Below are 20,304 nucleotides of genomic sequence, written 5' to 3'. Positions count from 1 at the left end.
ATGAAAAATGTTAAACGATTTATTTTACGGTATGAGGGATATACGAAACGAGTATAAGGAATTGAATGTTACAGCTAATAAAACAGGAGAGGCTATTCAGCTACCTAATTCTAGCTGCAATGTGCGGATTGATACAGAAGAGTTAACGGGTGACGCTACTCTTTCAATTAAGTTTGAAGAATCTGCGGACGGTGTTACTTTCAATGAGATAGGTACTTTTCCTATTCCTGATTCTCACCACGGTATTTTGTTTGCCAAATTTAAAGACTATGTTCGTTATAGTTTAATAGTTAGCGGCAGCAATCCTAACTTAAATGTACAAATTTGCTTTTAATGAATTAAATATTTTCCCCATATATCCCACTTACTTTGTAGGTGGGCTTTTTATTTTACTTTAAAGGAGAATATGACAAATGGCTTACTATGCAACAGAAGAACAAGAGACGGTTATTGTTTATGAATCAGCTACAAAGCTGTGGGACATATACACAACCGTCCCAAAACATATTAAGAGGTTAAAAAACGACCCTATAGCGTCAATTTCTAATATGGAAAAAGATAATGAAGGTAAAACCATTGGCTTACGGTTAAAGGTTGCAAAACTGCCTTCTAGCTACATTTTTAACAGATAGAAGGAGGAACTAGTATGGCAAATCGAAATAAAAAGAAACTTAAAAAGCGTAAGAAACGACAACTTAAAAAACAGTTTAAACAAACATCCAAAATAGAGGTACAGCAAGTTGAAACACCTGTTAATAAATATGAGGAAGAGAACAAGCTATATCAAGAGGCATTAGAAAAGAAATACAATGGAACTGTGACAGTTACGGAACAGTACATTAACCCACGTGCAGTTTTACTTCACCATTGTAGCGGTTGCAGTAAGGACTTTTTCGCCAAACCTCTATGGTTGGTTAATAGTGTACAACCTCATGAGTGTTATTCCCACCCAATGGAAATTATCAATAAACCTAAGATTAGTGGCAAGAAAAGACTTTCCCAAGCTGATAAAGATAAAATTGTTGCCTTATTTAAGCAGGGAATGAGTATGTCACAGATAGCTAATTTACTTAATACTACTCGTCAAACAGTTAGCAATCACGTTAAAAAAGCAGGACTATGGTAATCACCTTAATTCCTGCTTTCTTTTTTTGCCCTTTTAGTCCTCGTCATCACCCCAAAATGCTTTATAGTCGAGTCTAATCCGTTCTTCCCTAGATAGCTTAGAGTCATAATATTTATGAAGTAGTGCAGTTAATAATTCAATCCGTTGCCCATTAGATATTTGTTTTTCCATAGTTTTTAAAATATGTTCAGGTGTCATTTTTAGAAGGAAAGGTATTTCATCTGTACCATAATAAGGGTCTAGTATATTTTTCGGCATTTGTCCACCAAAATACTTGAATGTAAGTTCATCAAACAATTTTATTTTATCTTCTTCATTTAGCCCATCCATTGCCTGCAACAGTTCTCCTGCTGGTGCATCTTTATCAACTTTTTTCACTAGTGGTTCGTCAGTGCTTGTATCACCTAAAATCCTTTTTAATTTACAAATTTCCTTACTTTGTTTTGTATTAGCTAGAATGTTATCAAGTAGTAAGTTAATGTTGTTAAATTCTGTTTCTGTTCTATTCATAAAATTACTTGTTTCACTTCTGAAATCACTTAAGTCGTTCCTAATGTTGTTCATGGTTGTATGTATTGATTGTAATCTATTTAATATTTCATCTAAAACCTTTTCACTCATATAGACACCCCCAAAATGTTTTCAAAATTTCTCACATAATTATTTTTTTGAAAAAGCTTATTCCATTATAGCAAAGAATGCCAAGGACACCCCAACATATATGGTCTGTATATTGCAATTAGTAAGGTGATTGTACGTAAAGCTAAAGTTAATTGTAACACAGGACGTCCTAGAAACACGCCTATTTGACAAATTGTTTTGTTTATGGTATGAAGACCTTTATACTCACATTATTTTCCACCTAAAAGGTTTTGAAAAATTGGTGTGTATTTTGCAACCATCAGACGTGGGGTATTGCAACCCCCTGCCCCCGTGGTATGCCCTTGCCTGCCTGCCAATGTATTCCATTTACTATCTATCATTGTGGTCTTTCATTACTGTTTTCGTTCATTCCATTCATTCACTTCTGATTGACACTTATGATAGTTCCTCATGCCTTGATGCTGCGGTGCTGACTCACCGACTCCGAATGTGTTGACATTTGATAGTGAGTGTGTGCTGGTATGGTAGGTGCTGGTGCCTGTGGGTATACTACTATGCTGTATCTATCAGTGTGCTGTGACTATTCCCTTTGCCTCTTTCTTTTCCTCGTTCTGTGGTTGTCTCTATGTCCTTGCACAGCGTCCTATGTCTATTGCAATCCCTTCCTTATATCTACTCTTATACTCTTATATGGGCTTATACAGCGGTTGTATGAGGTATTCTAGTGGCTTATATCCCTTATATCCCTTATATCCATTATCTTTATCAGGGTCATAACTTTTAAGTATTGACACCGTTTCTAAGGTGCTGTATTATCAGGATATCGCAAGGTGTCATAACTTAGTGTCATAAATGAACTTAGAAAGAGGTTATTACATATGAAGTACGGCTACGCTAGAGTCAGCACCTATGGACAAGCGACAAAAGGAAATTCATTAGAAGACCAAACAACTAAATTAGAAGAAGAATGCTGTCAAGAAATATTTGCAGATACCTTTACAGGAACAAAGGCAGACCGTCCCAAGTTCAAAGAATTACTATCATTGCTTAAAGAAGGTGATACGCTGGTAGTTACTAAGATAGACCGTTTCGCACGTTCCACTATTGAAGGTAGTGAGATAGTCAAGGAACTACTTGAAAGAGGTGTTATAGTCAATATTCTTAATTTAGGTAGGCTGGACAACACGCCACAGAATAAACTCATTAGAACTATGTTCTTTGCTTTTGCAGAGTTTGAAAGGGATATGATTGTAGAACGCACTCAGGAAGGCAAGGCTATTGCTAAACAGCGTGAGGACTTTAGAGAAGGCAGACCAGCGGTATATAGTAAAAAACAAATAGCACACGCTTTGAAGCTGTTAGAAAGCAATTCCTATAAGCAAGTAGAAGAAAAGACAGGAATATCAAAAAGTACACTTATTCGTGCTAAAAGAAAGGTGACTAAATAATGAAATTTAACATCTATGAAGGCGATAAGGTCATAGTAGACACTGGCGTTATCTATAAAGGGGAAATAGTAGAGGTTGAAGAAGAAGGCTTTTGGATTACTGAGGACTACAAGACACAGGAATATATAGCATTTGTTGAAGTAATAAAGATTAAACAAGCAAAGGTTGCGTCATAATGATGTAACCTTTTCTGTTGTGCAGAAAAAAAGTTTCGGGCATGGTTGTGTAAAAAGGGTATGGAAGCGATAAAATGTATAATTTCGTATACCTCCTAAAACTCCAAAACCCTTACTTGATAGGAGTCACAGCAAAAAACTAATTGTACAATTAAAAACTACTCCCCGCACAACTGAGACCAATAAGTAAAGCCCACAAACCTAGATTTACCAATAGGTTGACAAATTAGTCTGATTGTGCATGTAACTTTTAAACAGTACCTCAGCTTTTTCCTCAGCCTCAATTCGTTTCCGCTTTTCTTCTTTCAAGTTCGTCAACAGCCCAATCATGAAGTCTGGGTTATTGATTGCTTGTTCTAATGTATTTTCTGTCATATACGCACCGTGCTTGCGAATGGAAGGAATAACTTCATGAGTAATCCAACGCTTGAACGCTTTCGCTTCGGGTTTACGGCTTCGTATAATAAGCGTATATAATCCTGCCTCGTTAATAATCATTGGTTTTCTTCCTGAACCCGAATACTGTTCGTGTTTGCATTTCTCATCTTCATCTAGAACCAATAGTGCTTTATTTGTATCACTTAATTCCAAAACGTCACAAACGTCCTTCGCTACAAACCAAGGTTCCCCATCTTTGATTACCGTTCTTACCTCATTCATCCCATAGTTAAATACTTGTTGTAATTCTTGCATTTTAATATCCCCCTAAGTGTATTTAATTTGTTTCTCACTTAGGTACTTGCAGCAAGCACAAGTTTTAGGATACCCCAGCCCAATTATTTTAATAATCCTTCCATATAGGGGTTGTGATTAACAAACTTTAAAAAGCCAGTGTTTATGCGGGTTCACAGAATTTAATAATCACAAGCAAAGTCACAAGACGGAAGGACTTTAAAATTGTGATTAACAAAGTGCTGTAATTTACTCAGGTTCTTCCTATAATTCACATACCCCTCAAAAACATTGTCATATCAAGCTTTCATAGGTGTTTTCAAAACTGTAACAAAACTGTAACATTAAAAAACCTGTAATCAGTGCCGTTTGGTAGACAGTTATATATAAGTACTTAAATAACAGTAACTAACTGCTATAACAGTAATAAAGATCAAAAGATGTGGCTTTCAGCCAGTTAGGAACTAAAGTCCCTAACCTATTATAAATGAACTAACTATTATCCTAGCAAATAAATACTAGTAATAATAGTTAAAGATTGCATGGAATGACGTAAGGAATGACATGGCGTAAGCAATGGTACTTAATAAACTATAATACTGTTTCTAGCTGAATAGATACTTAATAATGATATAATTCCCTTTCCCTCTTAATAGCTTTCACTAGCTGTTGAGAGGGTTTCTTTTTGTCTGTTAGAATAAAAAAAGAATAATCAATAATGATTATCCTTACTTGTAAATTATATCTATAGTCGGAGATTCAGCACCCTTTTTATAAGACCACAATACACCACTAATTAAGCCATGTAATAAACGGTTTACCTGTTCATTTGAATAGCCTTCACCGTCTAAAAAATTCCAGTTGCCTACAAGGCTGTCAATTGCTTTGATTTGTTCCTTTAGGGTATCTATTTTAGCTGACTTATCTTCCCTTTCTAATGCCAATATTTCTTCCTCTATTAGCTTAATTTCTTCTTGCCTTACAGCTTTTCTCTCTCTATATTCAACAATATCATATTCACCTTCTTCAAAAAGGAAATTGATATTGTCTAATGCCTTCTTAGACTTGTTTAATCTGTTAAAAAGCTTGTCCTTTTTGTAATCGGTGTTATCTACCTGCTTACCTTCTTCAAGTGTTGCTGTTGCCTTTAAAATGTTTTCCTTATGTTGCAATACTTCTTCCTTAATCAAGGCTAACACAGGATTATAGTAAAAACTTCTGTTTCCACACTTACAATGTTTAATGTAATACTTATCAATATGCGGGTGGTAATTACAGCCCTGCACCTTTCCACAATTCGCACAATATATTAGATTACTTGTAGGGTAAATTCTGTTCTTACTTCTAGGTGCTTTAAAGGAATACTCATTAACAATCTTATTAGCCGATTCCCATGTTTTTTCGTCAATAATTGCTGGGTGTGCGTTATGGACAATAATCCATTCCTCTTTAGGTCTTAAACCTCCACTTGAATGTTTACCTATACATCTGTTACTAATTATCGTTCCTTTATAAGCCTCATTATTTATTAGTCGCAAAATAGCGTTGTAATGAAAATCGTACCCTTGTCTAGTCTTGATACCCATATTTTTAAGTTGATTTATAAGGTCAGGTATAGTTGTACCTTTAACTATTTCGGAAAAGATAAACTGAATATCTTTTGCACGTTCATTTGGAACAAGTTTTTTGGTTTTAGTATCTTTTGTATATCCTAAGGGGGCTATACCGTTTGTCCATTGTCCTTGTTTTTGGGCGTATTCTTTTCCCCTTTTCATTCGTTTTAATATTTGCTTGTATTCTCCACTAGCAATAAGGTTAGTTATCCCTAATAATAAACTATCGTCATCTTTTGAAAGATCAAACAGCCTATGCGGTGTTACAATGTATGTTTCTGTTTGATATAGTATCCGTTTAATATCACTAGCATCATATTCATTTCTTGAAAGCCTATCTATGTCCATTACAACTACAGCGTCAAAATGTTCCTGTTGTATTCGGTCTAATAGCTTAACCATTTGTTCTCGATTTATTATGGTGCTACTTGAGGCTACTTCTTCAAATATTTCATATGACCATTTATTTTCATTACATAAGCTAATCAACGTTTGACGGTGATTATCTAATATTTGTTCTATTCCTAAGTTTTCTTCATCACGACTTAATCTTAAATAAATGGCAACGTGTTTAATGTTTTCGTTGTTAAATAGCATATAATCACCTTCCTAACGGTAATTATATAACGTTGTCCCCAACAACTCAACCAGTTGGTCCTGTAAAAATTACGAGTCCATGGGCATGCTTTAATAAAGCAATTAATTTCCGAGAAGCATCTGGAAATAAACTAATATGATGGATGGGAATTTCATTTTTATCTTGCAGAATGCGGATGACTAAACTTTCATGTGGAATGGAAGGCAAAGTGGAAAGCCGAAGTCCAATGTGCTGCCCCTTAATGGAAGTAGAATAGGAACCATTTTGCGGTCTCCTTCGTTCTCCAATATCCATGGAGGCTGTAAATTTAAAATGAGAGATTAATTTGTCGCATTCTTTTGAGGGTAGCATCCATTTGAATTGAAGTTTATTGGAGATGCGAAATTGAAGAAGCGATTCTTTCTTTTTGGGGATAATATGAATATCTGTCGCCTCCTCTTCCACCGCTTCGCGAATAATACGGTTTGCTAAAGCTTCAATAGAGACCACGATGCATAAAGCACCACCTTTCTTGTGTTTACTAAATACTTCGACAAATCCTCCACATTTCCTTCTATTGCTATTAAATTTTTTAAAGGAATTTAATTATATTTTTGATTCTAATTATATAAGAAAAAACAAGAATAAAATTTATCCTTTCTCTCCATACTATTTGTGTAACACCTTTTGTATTTTGGGCTATAGCCAAGCGGTAAGGCAACGGACTTTGACTCCGTCACTCGTTGGTTCGAATCCAGCTAGCCCAGTTTTAAGAAGCATGTCTCCTTGAGGCATGCTTCTTATATTTACTTTTATTAACTTGTTTACGCTAATCATATTGAATATGTATATTTTATGAACTTAATTCTACCTAAGTTGTGAACATTTTATAAACTTATAGTTTTTACCGTGTTTATGGTAGATTGCTATATTATAATGAAGAAAATAAAATACAGAGGGGAAATAAACAATGGAAAGTACATTAAAAATTACAAATGTATTGTCAGATCCAACTCGTTTTTATATTTATCAATATATAACAAACCGCCATCAAGAAGTCACTGTCCAGGAAATTGCCGATGAATTTTCCATCCATCCAAATGTAGCAAGACTGCATTTATCAAAATTGGAAGATGTACGAATGCTTTATTCAGAAACAAAAAAAACAGGCAAAGGCGGACGTCCAAGCAGATTATATCGATTATCCAATGAAGTAATCCAATTAAGCTTTCCTTTTAGGGACTATCAGCTGCTAAGCTCGATTTTATTAAAAACAATGAATAGTCTCGGTTCAGAAGGAAGCAAAGCACTTTACGAATCTGGCAAACAATTTGGAAGAGAAATGATGGAACAAGAAATTGTTCGTTTTACTAATAATTCCGAAACACTTACAAATGATGATAAGCTTCGTTTATTGCAAAATGCAAGTTTAATGACCGGACAGATGCCTGCATTAGAATGGAATGAAGATCAAACCTCTCTTTATTTCGAAATTTTCAATTGTCCATATAAAGAAGTTGCAATAGAGCATAAGGAAAAAGTATGCAGCATGCATCAGCATTTTTTTGTAGGAATGTTTGAAGCATTATTCCAAGATGTACAATTAGTCGAAAAACAAAACATAATTTCAGGCTGCCGTCAATGTGCCTATAAAGTGTCCGTTTAATTGATTGCTAAAAAACGAGTTATTTTTGTGAAAATAATCACATAAAGTGAAAAGGTTAGATGCTCTTTTTTTCCTTTTTAAATGATTAACATTTTATCCCACTCTTGCTGCCCGTTAAGAGTGGGATAAAAAAACTGTAAACAACCTTCCTTTTTAAGGAGCTTTGTCTACAGTCTGAACTCGCCAAAATAGGCGATTTTTTTGATTTAAAAACCATTTATATACGGATTATGATCCATTTCATGACCAATGGTCGTACTTCTTCCATGTCCTGATAACACGATTGTTTCTTCTGGAAGTGTAAGCAATTGATCATGAATACTGGCTAAAAGTGTTCGTGTATTTCCACCAGTTAAATCCGTTCGGCCAACACTTTCGTAAAATAAAGCATCCCCTACAAACGCCAAGCCTTCGTTTTTAAAATAAAATGTCACGCTTCCAGGTGAGTGCCCCGGTGTTTCAAATACTGCAAAAGTAAATTCTCCAACCGTCATAGCAGGATTTTCATCAAGGAAATAATCTGCTGGTTTAGCGACAACCGGATTCGGCAATTTAAAGGATACACTGCCATTCAGCTTCGGATTCATCAGCCACTCTTCTTCTTTATTATGTAGATAAACAGGTACACTGTACTCCGTTCTAACAGATTCAACAGCCCCAATATGATCAAAATGGGCATGTGTTAAAAGAATGGCAACTGGTGTCAGCTCCAGTTTTGAAATAATCGATAGTAATTTTTTCCCATTATCGCCTGGATCGATAACTAAACAATTTTTATTTTCATTCCAAACCAAATAACAGTTTGTTTGAAGTGGTCCAAGGGGGATTTGTTTATATTCCATGTACTTACACCTCTTGTTAAAACTTTTATTATTTTGATAAAGTGAAATTTCCATCAGTGGGAGTTTTCTTCATCCCCCACTGATGGTTAGTTGAACTTATCGGACCTGTACGGGCAGTTAACCTCCACCTAGCTTCCTCGATTTCTCACCATCTTGAGGTGGGGGTCTAACTGCCCATTAAGTGTGGGATAAATGACTCATAACACGATCTACTTTATCTTCCATTTTTCTTTCAATATCTCTGCGGTCATCAATGCGGATATTTGTTGCTACTCGAACTAGTCCTTTTGAAAATGGAACTTCATGCATAGCCTGGATGACTTCAAACAATTTAGACAACTCTCCCTCTATAAGCGTATTCATTGGTGTGAGCTGATAACGAATTTCTCCTTTTTCTTCATAACTTTGCAACACTTTATGAATATCTGCCACATATTTACTAACACTTGGAGTTTCAGTTCCAATTGGAATAATTGTCACGTCTACTATTGCCATAGCTGCTCTCTCCTTTATTATTGGTTTTCTCTATCTTGTCATATTTAACTTAGATTCTCAACTAATCTGTAACAGAATCATCAAAGCTTCTGCAATTCCTTTCATTTCAAAACATCACGTGTTCGACAAGGAAATAATTTCTCCGGTTTTTATATTAATCACTTTTTCCAAATAGTACCCATACAAGCACCAGTCATTTTTTGGAGACAGTTGTATTGGTTGATTTTCGATTTGCTCTTCTACTATATTTTTTTGTTCACCACTTCGCGTATTAATTGATATAAAATGAAATCCATCCTTATATGAATCTGCATTTCCACTTTGCTGCGGTACAAATGTATAAAAAACATCTTGCTTCAGATCACAGTATGGAACCAGCCAGTTTGGGTTTTTTGATAAAATCGGCAAACGAACGCTGCTAGTTTTGTGAAAGTCAGGTTGATAAAAGGAATAAACGGCTGTATCTATGTTATTGGGATCAATAGACATGGTGAAAATGGTATTTTCAAAAACATGCATGGAAAAAACATTGGTCAGTTTATGTAAAGTCTCATTATTTGTTTGTATATTTTTTGTTTTAATCGGAGCATATAAAGAAACATCATTTTTTTTCCAGGCCAGATAAGCCAACTCCTCATTATTCATCCATTGTGAAAATGGATCTGTATTCTTTAATGGGATTAGCTTCTTTTGTTGTACTGTTAATAAAAAGACCTCACTTTTCCAATCATTTGTAAAAGTCGAGACTAATAAATCATTTTCATTAAAAGGATTCCATACAAAATCCGCATCATAGCTTGTAAGAGAGGCAGAAAAAAGTTTCTTCCCTCCATTATCAATGATTACTATCTTTCCCTCTCCATCAGATAAAGCTGTATAAATTAATATTCTTTTCAAATTCGGACTTATTTTTATATTCACAATTTCTGAGTTTGTTTCAAATAGCTTTGTATATTTACCAGTAAAAAGATGGTAGGCGTATACTTGATAGACCGAATCTGTTTTTGATACATAAGCAATTTTATTATCGCTGAGCCATCCTGCAACTTCTACAAACGTTCCATCCATTATCTTTATCGGCGGAAGAAGCGATTTATCTTTCTGTTCTTTCTTTGGCATATCTTTTTCATCTTCTTCACTCGCTGTTTCTTTCTGTTTGGGAGAACATCCAGATAATACAAGTGTGAAAATGAGAAAAAAAAGAAATAAGACATCCCATTTTCTCTTTATAAGGCAGTACATTTTTTCACACCCTTTTTCTATTCATAACATAATCACTATAATGAATAGTAACACAAAAAAGCCGAAAATTTCCGGCTTTCCTAAAATTCTTTTCGCTTTTTTTCCTGCTCCAATCCCAGTTATCACTTCTTTTTTCACATATACAACCCTGCTAAAAAAATACCCAGCACATCTCGGTAGATTTCATCAGATTGTGATAATGGAATTGGATTGATTCCCTTCCCCAACTCTATTGTGAATCCAGGCTTCTTGAATTCATTAATAAACCAATCTTTATAGCCTGCATAGCTGTCCACATATTGTATCGCTTCATAGCCGCTGACTCGTGCCAATTCATTTGCAATTGCTTGCGATTCCGGAGGCTCCATTCCTTCATATCCCCAATAAAATTCTTTTCCTTGTGTGTGAAAGGCAAACATTCTGTGAAAGTTTTCTTTTTCAGCAAGCTGAGCCATTATTTTAGCTTCTGGCTCCGTTAACGGGGCTTCTCCAGGATAATCTCTTGGTGCAGGAGATTTTGGTATTTTCCGCTCTTTTTCCACTTCCCATTTTGCAGGAAATTGATTATTTAAATCTACTCCTCGAATATTTGCTTTCCATGCAGTAAAATCAGTGCTTCCTTCATTTATCTTTAGAACATTTTCTTTTTCCCTTTCAGGAGGTCCTTTTAAAACAAGGTCTACCCCATCAGGATTTACCATTGGTACAATGGAAAGATCAACAGTTTGATAAAGAGGAAGTGTTTTTACTCCTTTTATAGCTGCTGCATTCGTTAAAGACAACAAATAATCATTGAGATAGGACATCAGAATAGGCGTTGTAATCCACTCATTCGCATGAAAGGAAGCATTAAAATGTACTTTTTTACTTCCCCTGCCTAAGCGTATTTCTTGAATTTCTTTTCCATCCACACTTTTCCCTATCCTATTTATTTTAATAAAAGGATACATCGCTTGTAATGTTTTTATATCTTCCTGCAACTGATAATAATCATATCGTTTTTTTCCATCAACCAATTTTGTAATAATTCTTTCAGGTACATCGATAGAATCTCCAATTTGTATTTGATTGGGATTTATGTACTGATTCAATAATAATATACTATCAACCGATATATTTCTTGCTCCAGCAATTTTCCATAGTGTATCTCCCTTTTTTATTTCTATATTTTTTATCATAAAACCTGGAATATCAACCGATTGTCCTTTTGCTATATTATTAGGGTTCACCGAAGGATTGCTGTCTATAATTAACTGCAATGGAATCATAAAAAGCTGGCTATAGTACCAAAAGGTATCTCCTAGTCTCGTTTTTATTTCCAACATAATCACTCCTTCCATCCCTTTATATCTATGTTTTTCAATAAAAAAAAATTCATTTTAAAAAGGAAACTTTTTTCCTTACTATCCATTAGAAAGTATAAGTACACTTACCATTTTATATGGAAGGAGATGCTGCAGAAACAGATTCTATTATAAAATATAAAGGCAGAACAAGCGGGAGCGATCCATACTTATAGAGACGTAAGCGAAACTACGATCGCTTTCCTTTTCCATCAAAAGAGAGGATGCTTCTCGCAGCCCTATCTGCAGCTTTTAAAAAAATTTGCAGGATTGGATTGCATAGAAGCACCCTCTCTTTCTTTATTCTTCATTAACTAAGCTTTTAGACAATAGACTCATTTAGCTTTTGATCTTTTGCAAGCCAGGCCGCACCAATAACACCTGCAGTATTTCCCAATGTCGCTACATCAATAACAGTAGATTCAGCAACGCTTTTAAAGCAATACTTATTAAAGTATTCTTTTACTGGAGTTAATAAAACATCTCCAGCTTTTGATACACCGCCGCCTAATACAATTTTTTGCGGATTTAGGGTATTGGCAATGTTAGCTAGTACTAAACCTAAATGGGAAGCAACAAATTCTACTACTTCCTCTGCCACTATATCACCATTTTTTGCCGAATCAAATACATCTTTTGCTGTTATCATCATTCCACTATTTGTTACAACTGTTCTTAGTTCACTTTCCACATTTTGATCCACAAGCATTTCGTTTGCCAACCTTACAATACCAGTAGCAGATGCGATTGTTTCTAAACAGCCAGTTTTGCCGCAATTACAAAGAGCGCCGTTTTCTACAACAGAAGTTAAATGCCCTATTTCTCCTGCTGCCCCTTTAGCACCTTGAACTATTTGGCCATTTACAATGACACCGCCGCCAACTCCTGTTCCCAATGTAACGCAGACTAGATCTGTACAGCCTGATCCTGCACCTTTCCACATTTCTCCCAATGCAGCACAATTAGCATCATTATCAATCACAACCGGCAACCCGAGATCTGTTTCTAATTTTTCTTTTAACGGAAAATTGTCTGGCCATCCTAAATTAACGGTGTTAAAAATAATTCCTGTTTCATAATCAAAAGGACCAGGAGCACCCATTCCAACTCCCAATACATCTGATTTAGCATGGTTCCATTTTGCTAAGTGCTCTTCAATCGATTTCGCAATATCTTTTGTAATATTTTTACCTTCGTCGGAATTATCTGTTGGGATTTCCCAATTCTCAACAATATCGCCGTTTATAGTTAAAAAAGCAATTTTTACTGTTGTACCACCTAAATCTACACCTACTGCCCAGTTTTCTGTCATAATTTATTCTCCCCTTACTTCTCTCTTTCTTCTGTTAGTTGTTGGATTTTTTGATTTAATAGAAATATTGCAGCCTCTATGTCCTTTTTTTCTATTAATTGTGATTGATATATTTCTTCAAGCTCTGTTTTCATTAATTGTAAATCACCGATTTGATCACCTGTGTATATAATCGTGCCATACCTTTTTAAATACTGTTGAACATCATAAATACTTTTCATTTTAACCCTCTATTTTATCTATTTATCCTAATAATAAAATCGTTTTCATTACAAGTATAAATTAATTTTTTATTTTCCTCAAGGATGTTCTCCTTTTTGATTAAACTAATTTTTCAATTATTACAATAATTTTATTTGCAGCTTCAGACATGAAAAAAGTGTTTCTACATATAATGAAATGAATCCTTGTCCTAAATGCCAGTTAGATTATTTACTAAAAAAACAGTGGTGGATAACATGAAACGAGACTTTATTTTTCTTAGCCTCATTCTTGCAAGCATTATTTCAATCTTTTATATTTTCCAACAAAATCAAATTGCCAAAGAAAGCATTACGTACTTTCCAATTGATCCAACTGTTTCCTTTCCTAAAGCGGAGACCTTCATTGCATTAGAAAAACAGAAAGATGATCATTACAACATTCAATGGGAAACCAATTCGAGTTTGAATAAAAGAGCTTATTTAAGACAAAATATTGGTTTTTTATATGCAAATGGGAGGCTCATAAGTACAATGGGAGATTGGAAACAAAATACACTGGAATTGACGGAACGAAAAAAGGTAGTGGAAAAAGAAAGCCGATTATTTCAAGCTATCTCCTTTCATTATGCTGAAATACATGATGCAAATGATCGAATTTTCAGCTCCCAAAAAATCACAGATAATTTTTTATATGTCATTAATTCCCGTTTTGACCATAAAGCAACGGCATTTAAAACTCCACAATCGACGAAAGAATATGAGTGGAAAAAAGTACTGGATTCTGAAACAAAAAATTATACAACTTATTATGTAAATGAAAACATTAAAAAAAATAATCTATCGCTAAAACACTATCCAATTCAAATTCCACTCACAGAACTAAGCAATTATCAAGATGTCCCCTTTAGAGGGTTTACAAAAGAAAAAACAGCGCAAATAATCGGACAATTAACAGAAGGATTGTATAAAAATTATTTCCTGGGAATTAGAAAAGAAGACGGAGCCATCGTGGATCCAATTGGAAGCAGCATGCCTTTTATTTTAATCAATAAAGATCATCTTTTAGTCTTATTTACAACACAAGATGGAGAATCCATCCTTTTGCGCCAACAGATTCCAAGTCAATAAATAACAGAATCAGACAATGATACTCTCAGGCTGTCGACAAACGCACGCCTTCTTCGTTGTTCGCCTTACTCGGATGCTCATACCCAACCATGGTAACTCCGCTCCTCGTCATGAGCTTTACGCTGTGATGCGACAACCGTTTTCGATCAGTCTAAGGTTTCTGCAAAAATGACTTTTTCTACACTCTGAGAATTATACAATGATACATACTCCTTATGGTCTTTCCAATTATTTTATGCCGAGTAATCGAAAAACACTTATCTTTCAAATGATGAAAGTAGTGTTTTTCGACAGCATGTTCTTTAATAACGAGCGGATCCAGAAAAAACAGTACCCATCATTTTATTACGAATTCCTGGAAAACTCATTACAAGCTTAATTAAATATTGTCTAACAAATCTGTTTCTAAGTACTACATTCATAACGCGGTATCGCTTTGTCAAAAGAAAATATCCACCTATGCCAATTAATAAAACGGAAATAATCCTCATCATTTTTCATCCCTCCTATTAGGTAGTTTGAGAATATGATCTAGATATTATCCGTTATTTTTCTTACTTTCTCTCCATGGGGGATCTTCATTATCTAATTTTCAATATATCTTTTTCCGTGATAATTTTGCAAACAGGCTGATCATGTGATTCCATTGGAAGGTTTCTCATCAACTGTTTTTGAAAAGCTAATGAAATCGTCATGCCTTGATATTTTGTTAAATAGCGATCATAATAGCCTCCGCCAAAGCCAATTCTATAGCCATTTGTCATAAACCCAAGCCCAGGTACAACCAGTAAATCGATTTCATTATGCTCTGTTGCTTCCGTTTTTTGTTCAATTGGTTCAAATAAATTACTGTATACTTTTTCCAACTGGTCAAAAGACTCTAACTTTCGAAATACCATTTCTTTTGTTTTGGGCAAACATTTTGGAACACTCACACTTTTTCCAAGCTGCCAGCATGTATGAATAATAGCGTTTGTATCAACTTCCGGGTAGTTTGATATTGTAATGCCAATACTCTTCGCCTGCTTAAAACTGCTGTCATGATATAAATTTTCTGCAATTTGTTGTGACAGCCTTTTATGCTCTTCTTTTTTAATGGATAGTAGTTCTTTTTTTATTTGTTCTCTTACATTATTTTTTTCTTGTTTCACCAAAATCCTCCTGACGTCAATGGTTATTTCCCATTTAACATTTTACATCCTTGTTCTGATTGTAGCCAAAGAGTTTTTGTCCAAACTTCAGGCTGATAAAAGTCACCTAACCATCAGTGGGGGTTTTCTTCATCCCCTACTTATGGTTAGCTTGCGGTCCACAGGAAGTGGCGACCTTCGTTTGTGTACTTCCCTCGGACCTCTACGAGCAGTTATCTCTCAGCATCTTGATGTGGGGGTCTTACTCCCCGTTAAGAGTGGGATTAAAATAGTGTCTTATTCAGAGACATGAAGTTCATGAAAGAAAGAAAAAATTTTCAGCACTTAGAAGAGTGTCTAGCTTCTATGTATAAGATGTACTAGTTCCTGTGCTGCCAAAGGCTCCAAGGGTTCGGTAGTGCGTACATAATTGTTCATTCTCTTATATCAGAAATGATTATCCGAGGTGGGCGAACAATTAGAAAAGTTAGCATTTGTTTACAGTCTGCATATTTTCAAGCATGAAAAAAAGCAGAAGGGATTCCCCCCTCTGCTTATTTTGTTTCGCGATGAGTTGTAGTACGTTTTTCTCTTGAACAATATTTTTTTAGCTCAAGACGATCTGGATTATTTCGTTTATTTTTTTTAGAAATGTAGTTACGATCTCCACATTCAGTGCAAGCTAACGTAATGTTTACACGCATGTTATTTCCCTCCAAACTATTGCTATACTAGTTCGTGCATACGACTTTTATATGATAACACTTTTCTTTAGGAAATGCTAGTATGATTTTTCATTAACAGCTGATTCAAATCCATCAGCTCTTTTTTTACTTTTCCATGAATAGTCCATGTTTTACAATAGGACGTAGCCTGAGGCTTCACTTCCATGTTTAACGAAACAATGCTTACAGAAGCTCCTTTTCCCATTGGCTGATATTTTAATGTGCCATTTCTATTGTTATTCCAAATCAACTCTGTATGAACATTCCATAGTGGCTGTACCGTTCTTTGTTCTATTCTGCTTCCATTACATTCCCCATTCACTAAAAATAAATCATTGTTTATGGAATGGAAAATAATGTTGTCTGTTGGTGAAACAAAAGTCAACTGTTCTTTGAATGGCTTTGAATAATAATTAAGCATCAAAACTTTCATTTTTTTTGTAATTAATGAATGATTTCTTATATATACTTCACTGTATTGAATTTTGGAATGTTTTTGCACGTGTTTTATATGAACAGAAATAGATTGTTCAGGAATTAATTTTTCATATCCATTTTGAATCCAATAGGTTTTTCCTTCTATCCAAATGCCGAGTGTACAAATCAATTTTCCACCGATAGGTTCTTTTTGAATATTTTGGTAATCTGATTGTAAATATGCCTCCGTTTTCATCTTCTTTTCACCTCTTTTAGTTTATTTTTTTCATTTATCAAGTGGCATGTTTCACTCAAGCTAAGGATCACCATACTTTTAAACAATTTCTTTCATTTTATTTTGCATCATTACTTCCTCAAATACTCTTTTCGTTTCATCTCCTATACGGTTCCAGCAAAATAATTGTTCGACAAGCTTTCTTCCATTTTTTCCAATCTCTTTTGCTTCCATTTCATTATCGAGTAAAAATTGAATTTCTTGTACAAGATTTTCTACATTTCCAGGTTCGGTAAGAACACCTGTTTTTTTATGTTCAACAATTCCTTTTAAACCACCTGTATTGGATACAATTGTTGGTTTAGCAAAAACAAGTGATTCTAACGCAACAATGCCAAATGGTTCATAATAGCTTGGAATAACTGCAATCTCTGCTAATTGATAAAGCGCTCTTTTTTTCTCTTCTTGCAAATAACCAGTTAAAAATACGGTGGAAGCAAGGTTGTTTTTTTCTATATACTCTTTATATTCATCATACATCGGACCAACTCCAGCTAGTACAAAAAACACATTGGGATTTTGTTTATATTGCTTTGCTGCTTCCAGCAAAGTGCCAAAGCCTTTTTCTTTTACCAGTCTTCCCATGGCAAAAATAATTCTTTTCTGTTTATTGAATGGTAGATCTTGAATATAAGTATACGAGATTTCTTGTTTATCTTGTATATCTATTCCATTGGGAATAATATTTATTTTTTTTCTCTCTGTTTGAAAAACACTAGTAACTTCTTCTTTCATAAATTCACTGCAGACTATTATAGAATGGGATGCTTCAATAAGCTGCTTTTCTTTATCATGAATAAACTGCTGCATTTCTGTAAAGATTCCACCGTTTCTTCCATGCTCTGTTGCATGGATCGTAGAAATTAACGGAATATCCAACTCTTCCTTCAATGAAATAGCTGCTGGTCCAACCAGCCAATCATGCGCCTGAATCATATCAAATGAATACAGTGCTGCCAACTTCATCACTTTATCCCAAATGCTAATATTTAGTCCGCCAATCCAATGAATAAAATTTGTTTCAAAATAATACAGTGGTTTTACTCGATAAACAAATAATCCTTCTTTTTCTTTTCTGTCTTCTGCCTCTTTTTTTATATCTTGAGCTGTTATTAAATGGACTTCATAATCTTTTTTTATTAAGCTTTCACATAATCCTGCCACATGTGTTCCAAGCCCTCCAACTACATTCGGAGGATACTCCCATGATAATAGAAGAATCTTTTTTTTGCCATTTTTCTCTGTAGTTTCCACCTTTTGAATGCTATTTTCTGAAAGAGTATGGAGAACCGGAAATTTTTCTTCCTTTGAAATCAGTTCATTTACATCATAGTTTGTATGAAAAAGCGCAAATAACTGTAGTGCTGATTCAATGCATCTTTCAATATTGCTTCTATTTTTTTCTTTGACCGAGGACAGAAGCCCTGTAAGAAAAAGCCATTCTTTTTCAATTTCTTTTATAATTCGGTTCGCTTCTGATGAAAGGTGGAGGCTTTTCCATTTTTGCAGTTCTTTTTCTATAAAAGAACTTGCAGCATAAAATTGTCCATATTTCTCTATGTTTTTTTCATTTAAAGGTTCTAAATAGCTTGCACTTAAATGAACTTTATCAATATCTCTACTAAATTGCTTTTTATACATGCTAGGGGATATATTAACAACAAATCCTTCATCCATTAAATAGGTTAAGTGCTTATCCAGTTTCTTTTTATTCAGATTGAATCGAGATAATTCCATCGTTATGGAAATGATGGATTGTTGTCGATAATGATTGTATTTATCTAGCAACGATACTATTTCTTTTTCTAAATGGATTAATTGATTATTTGAATCATTCAACATCCCATATAGATTTTTTTGAATGGGAAAAAACAAGATGTCGTGAGGGGATACTACTGCTGTTCCTTCTTCTACTGGCGCTGGATCACTATAATTAATTGTTTCACTGCCAATAAAACTAAACTCTAATCCTGCTTTTTTTAAATATAAGTCCAATCCTGGCTCATAACGGCCTTCTGGAAACCAAAATCCTTTTGCCTGATACCCAAGTATACTTTTCAAAATAGACAGACCTGTTTCTATTTGCAGCTTAATTCCTGTTCGCGTAGAGATATTCGGCAAAGTACTGAAGGTTACCGAACTGGAAAGCAGTTCTAATTTATTGTTTTGGATTAAATTTTTTATTGTCTCATTTAACTGTTTATTCTTATCTAGCCAATATTGATATTCCTCTGGATAGTCTTCTTTCTTGGCATCTAAAAAGGCTGTCATTTCCTCTTTAAAAAGAGGCAGCTCTAGTATTTCATAATAGATAGGCGCAATCGCAAGCTGTACTATATAATGTTCGGTTTGTTGTTCTAATAATTGCAAAAAACGAATAAATTGAATAGAAGCGATATAGGTTTCATTTCTTTCTTCTTTATTAGGCGAAAATAGTGGCAGGAAAGGAATATCAGCATATACTACCGCTTGAAAATACGAATAATTCATTTCTTTTTAACATCCTCTCGTTTTTTCATTTCATAATAACTATATGTGCTGACATGTTCGATCCAATTTGGTATGGTTACTTTTCCGTCTACCCAATTTTCCATTTCTTTAGCAAGCGTTTCACCGTGATCTATTGAATTTCTTGGCATTTGGATCGGATTCGATTGTAGAATTGGCAAAAAGGATCGATAATGATCAAATACGCCTATTTCAAAACAATAACTTCGACTAGGAGCCAAATCTTTTAGGATGCAGTGTTTTGTTCCATTTCTTAACTCGATTAATTTAGATGTATGTGCGTTGCTGCCATTATAAATTATACTTGTAATATCGTTTATTTTTAGAACAACTGCACATTCTTCACTATTCATTCCGTAATAAGAAGAAACAATATTCCATTTTCCTTTTGGTATTCTCCAAAAAACAAATGCACTTGTTTCTGAAATTGACCACGCTTCCATTCCATTGTTTCGCTCCATATTTTGAATGCTTGTCCAGACCGAAGAATTTACTAGGAATGGCTGAGCATCCTGTTTGATAGAAGCAGGTGCTGTTTCTTTTTGTTCTTCTCTTATGCTTTTCATATATTTATTCCATTGATATTGAACCTTTCCGACCGTAGTATCTAGTTCTTTAGCAATTTTTCGAAAGGAAAGTCCTTTTCTTCTCAAGCCTATAATTTGATCCAACAATTGAAGTACACCTCTTCCCTCTAAAAGTTTCATTACTTATAAGAAATTGGCTTATGGCTGCTTAAACAATAAAGTGAACCTTTCCATCAGGGGGGGTTCTTCATCCCCC

23 protein-coding genes and 1 tRNA gene are annotated in these 20,304 nt (G+C 34.5%); 8 read left to right on the top strand and 16 right to left on the bottom strand.

Annotation, left to right across the window (positions count from 1 at the left end):
* Window positions 1-7 precede the first annotated feature (7 nt).
* The 3 genes from ACTYBU_RS13280 (at window position 8) to ACTYBU_RS13270 (ending at window position 1,126) form a co-directional block, all read left to right on the top strand.
* Complete coding sequence (locus tag ACTYBU_RS13280) at window positions 8-334, top strand: hypothetical protein (RefSeq protein WP_445490453.1); 327 nt, start codon at window positions 8-10, stop codon at window positions 332-334.
* Between the two features lie 79 nt (window positions 335-413).
* The gene (locus tag ACTYBU_RS13275) at window positions 414-632 is read left to right on the top strand and encodes a hypothetical protein (RefSeq protein ID WP_445490452.1); all 219 of its coding nucleotides are present in this window, start codon (window positions 414-416) and stop codon (window positions 630-632) included.
* A gap of 14 nt (window positions 633-646) precedes the next feature.
* Window positions 647-1,126: a helix-turn-helix domain-containing protein gene (locus ACTYBU_RS13270; RefSeq protein ID WP_445490450.1), complete on the top strand. Its 480-nt coding sequence runs from the start codon at window positions 647-649 to the stop codon at window positions 1,124-1,126.
* A gap of 33 nt (window positions 1,127-1,159) precedes the next feature.
* Here ACTYBU_RS13270 and ACTYBU_RS13265 read toward each other — a convergent pair whose 3' ends face one another.
* The gene (locus tag ACTYBU_RS13265) at window positions 1,160-1,747 is read right to left on the bottom strand and encodes a hypothetical protein (RefSeq protein WP_445490449.1); all 588 of its coding nucleotides are present in this window, start codon (window positions 1,745-1,747) and stop codon (window positions 1,160-1,162) included.
* Window positions 1,748-2,607: 860 nt separating this feature from the next.
* Between ACTYBU_RS13265 and ACTYBU_RS13260 the strand changes: the two genes are divergently transcribed.
* Both ACTYBU_RS13260 and ACTYBU_RS13255 read left to right on the top strand, forming a co-directional pair.
* Window positions 2,608-3,177 carry a recombinase family protein gene (locus tag ACTYBU_RS13260; protein ID WP_445490448.1) on the top strand — a complete coding sequence of 190 codons (570 nt, stop codon included), beginning with the start codon at window positions 2,608-2,610 and terminating at the stop codon, window positions 3,175-3,177.
* A complete protein-coding gene (locus tag ACTYBU_RS13255; protein ID WP_445490446.1) occupies window positions 3,177-3,353 on the top strand; it encodes a hypothetical protein in 177 nt (58 codons plus the stop codon). Before ACTYBU_RS13260 ends, ACTYBU_RS13255 begins: the two co-directional genes overlap by 1 nt.
* Window positions 3,354-3,560: 207 nt before the next feature.
* On the opposite strand, the gene ACTYBU_RS13250 is transcribed toward ACTYBU_RS13255, so the two are convergent.
* From ACTYBU_RS13250 to ACTYBU_RS13240, 3 genes are all read right to left on the bottom strand, one after another.
* Entirely contained in the window at window positions 3,561-4,046 is a 486-nt protein-coding gene (locus ACTYBU_RS13250) for a BRO-N domain-containing protein (RefSeq protein ID WP_445490444.1), read from the bottom strand.
* Between the two features lie 707 nt (window positions 4,047-4,753).
* Window positions 4,754-6,235 carry a recombinase family protein gene (locus ACTYBU_RS13245; protein ID WP_445490443.1) on the bottom strand — a complete coding sequence of 494 codons (1,482 nt, stop codon included), beginning with the start codon at window positions 6,233-6,235 and terminating at the stop codon, window positions 4,754-4,756.
* A 46-nt stretch (window positions 6,236-6,281) separates the two neighbouring features.
* Window positions 6,282-6,725 (bottom strand): ATPase, T2SS/T4P/T4SS family, encoded by a 444-nt coding sequence (locus tag ACTYBU_RS13240; RefSeq protein ID WP_445490442.1) that lies wholly within the window; start codon window positions 6,723-6,725, stop codon window positions 6,282-6,284.
* A 185-nt stretch (window positions 6,726-6,910) separates the two neighbouring features.
* Between ACTYBU_RS13240 and ACTYBU_RS13235 the strand changes: the two genes are divergently transcribed.
* A tRNA-Gln gene (locus ACTYBU_RS13235) sits at window positions 6,911-6,982 on the top strand.
* Between the two features lie 203 nt (window positions 6,983-7,185).
* The gene (locus ACTYBU_RS13230; RefSeq protein WP_445490441.1) at window positions 7,186-7,881 is read left to right on the top strand and encodes a helix-turn-helix transcriptional regulator; all 696 of its coding nucleotides are present in this window, start codon (window positions 7,186-7,188) and stop codon (window positions 7,879-7,881) included.
* Window positions 7,882-8,087: 206 nt separating this feature from the next.
* On the opposite strand, the gene ACTYBU_RS13225 is transcribed toward ACTYBU_RS13230, so the two are convergent.
* The 6 genes from ACTYBU_RS13225 to ACTYBU_RS13200 all read right to left on the bottom strand — a co-directional run bounded on the left by ACTYBU_RS13225 (window position 8,088) and on the right by ACTYBU_RS13200 (window position 13,336).
* Window positions 8,088-8,723 carry an MBL fold metallo-hydrolase gene (locus ACTYBU_RS13225; RefSeq protein WP_445490439.1) on the bottom strand — a complete coding sequence of 212 codons (636 nt, stop codon included), beginning with the start codon at window positions 8,721-8,723 and terminating at the stop codon, window positions 8,088-8,090.
* 177 nt (window positions 8,724-8,900) lie between these two features.
* Window positions 8,901-9,218, bottom strand: coding sequence for an MTH1187 family thiamine-binding protein (locus ACTYBU_RS13220; RefSeq protein ID WP_445490437.1), 318 nt, complete (start codon window positions 9,216-9,218; stop codon window positions 8,901-8,903).
* Between the two features lie 114 nt (window positions 9,219-9,332).
* Window positions 9,333-10,460: a YqgU-like beta propeller domain-containing protein gene (locus ACTYBU_RS13215; RefSeq protein WP_445490435.1), complete on the bottom strand. Its 1,128-nt coding sequence runs from the start codon at window positions 10,458-10,460 to the stop codon at window positions 9,333-9,335.
* Between the two features lie 134 nt (window positions 10,461-10,594).
* Window positions 10,595-11,782 carry a M14 family metallopeptidase gene (locus tag ACTYBU_RS13210; protein WP_445490540.1) on the bottom strand — a complete coding sequence of 396 codons (1,188 nt, stop codon included), beginning with the start codon at window positions 11,780-11,782 and terminating at the stop codon, window positions 10,595-10,597.
* Window positions 11,783-12,125: 343 nt separating this feature from the next.
* A complete protein-coding gene (locus tag ACTYBU_RS13205; RefSeq protein ID WP_445490433.1) occupies window positions 12,126-13,115 on the bottom strand; it encodes an ROK family glucokinase in 990 nt (329 codons plus the stop codon).
* A gap of 14 nt (window positions 13,116-13,129) precedes the next feature.
* Window positions 13,130-13,336, bottom strand: a complete 207-nt coding sequence (locus tag ACTYBU_RS13200) for a YqgQ family protein (RefSeq protein ID WP_445490432.1) — start codon at window positions 13,334-13,336, stop codon at window positions 13,130-13,132.
* Between the two features lie 195 nt (window positions 13,337-13,531).
* On the opposite strand from ACTYBU_RS13200, the gene ACTYBU_RS13195 reads away from it, so the two are divergent.
* Window positions 13,532-14,446, top strand: coding sequence for a hypothetical protein (locus tag ACTYBU_RS13195; RefSeq protein WP_445490430.1), 915 nt, complete (start codon window positions 13,532-13,534; stop codon window positions 14,444-14,446).
* A 302-nt stretch (window positions 14,447-14,748) separates the two neighbouring features.
* On the opposite strand, the gene ACTYBU_RS13190 is transcribed toward ACTYBU_RS13195, so the two are convergent.
* The 6 genes from ACTYBU_RS13190 to ACTYBU_RS13165 form a co-directional block, all read right to left on the bottom strand.
* Window positions 14,749-14,940: a hypothetical protein gene (locus ACTYBU_RS13190; protein ID WP_445490428.1), complete on the bottom strand. Its 192-nt coding sequence runs from the start codon at window positions 14,938-14,940 to the stop codon at window positions 14,749-14,751.
* A gap of 87 nt (window positions 14,941-15,027) precedes the next feature.
* Window positions 15,028-15,597, bottom strand: coding sequence for a 5-formyltetrahydrofolate cyclo-ligase (locus tag ACTYBU_RS13185; protein WP_445490426.1), 570 nt, complete (start codon window positions 15,595-15,597; stop codon window positions 15,028-15,030).
* A gap of 533 nt (window positions 15,598-16,130) precedes the next feature.
* Window positions 16,131-16,280 carry a 50S ribosomal protein L33 gene (gene rpmG / locus ACTYBU_RS13180; RefSeq protein ID WP_101175018.1) on the bottom strand — a complete coding sequence of 50 codons (150 nt, stop codon included), beginning with the start codon at window positions 16,278-16,280 and terminating at the stop codon, window positions 16,131-16,133.
* Window positions 16,281-16,347: 67 nt separating this feature from the next.
* The gene (locus tag ACTYBU_RS13175) at window positions 16,348-16,974 is read right to left on the bottom strand and encodes a hypothetical protein (RefSeq protein ID WP_445490424.1); all 627 of its coding nucleotides are present in this window, start codon (window positions 16,972-16,974) and stop codon (window positions 16,348-16,350) included.
* 78 nt (window positions 16,975-17,052) lie between these two features.
* On the bottom strand, window positions 17,053-19,503 hold the full coding sequence (locus tag ACTYBU_RS13170; RefSeq protein ID WP_445490422.1) for a glycosyltransferase: 2,451 nt from the start codon (window positions 19,501-19,503) through the stop codon (window positions 17,053-17,055).
* Entirely contained in the window at window positions 19,500-20,228 is a 729-nt protein-coding gene (locus ACTYBU_RS13165) for a DUF4912 domain-containing protein (RefSeq protein ID WP_445490420.1), read from the bottom strand. The genes ACTYBU_RS13170 and ACTYBU_RS13165 overlap by 4 nt, the downstream gene beginning before the upstream one ends.
* Window positions 20,229-20,304 lie beyond the last annotated feature (76 nt).

The sequence above is a fragment of the Niallia sp. 03133 genome (genome assembly GCF_052663225.1).
The sequence above is the reverse complement of the archived record's forward strand: the minus strand, read 5'-3'. Positions and strand labels throughout refer to the sequence as shown.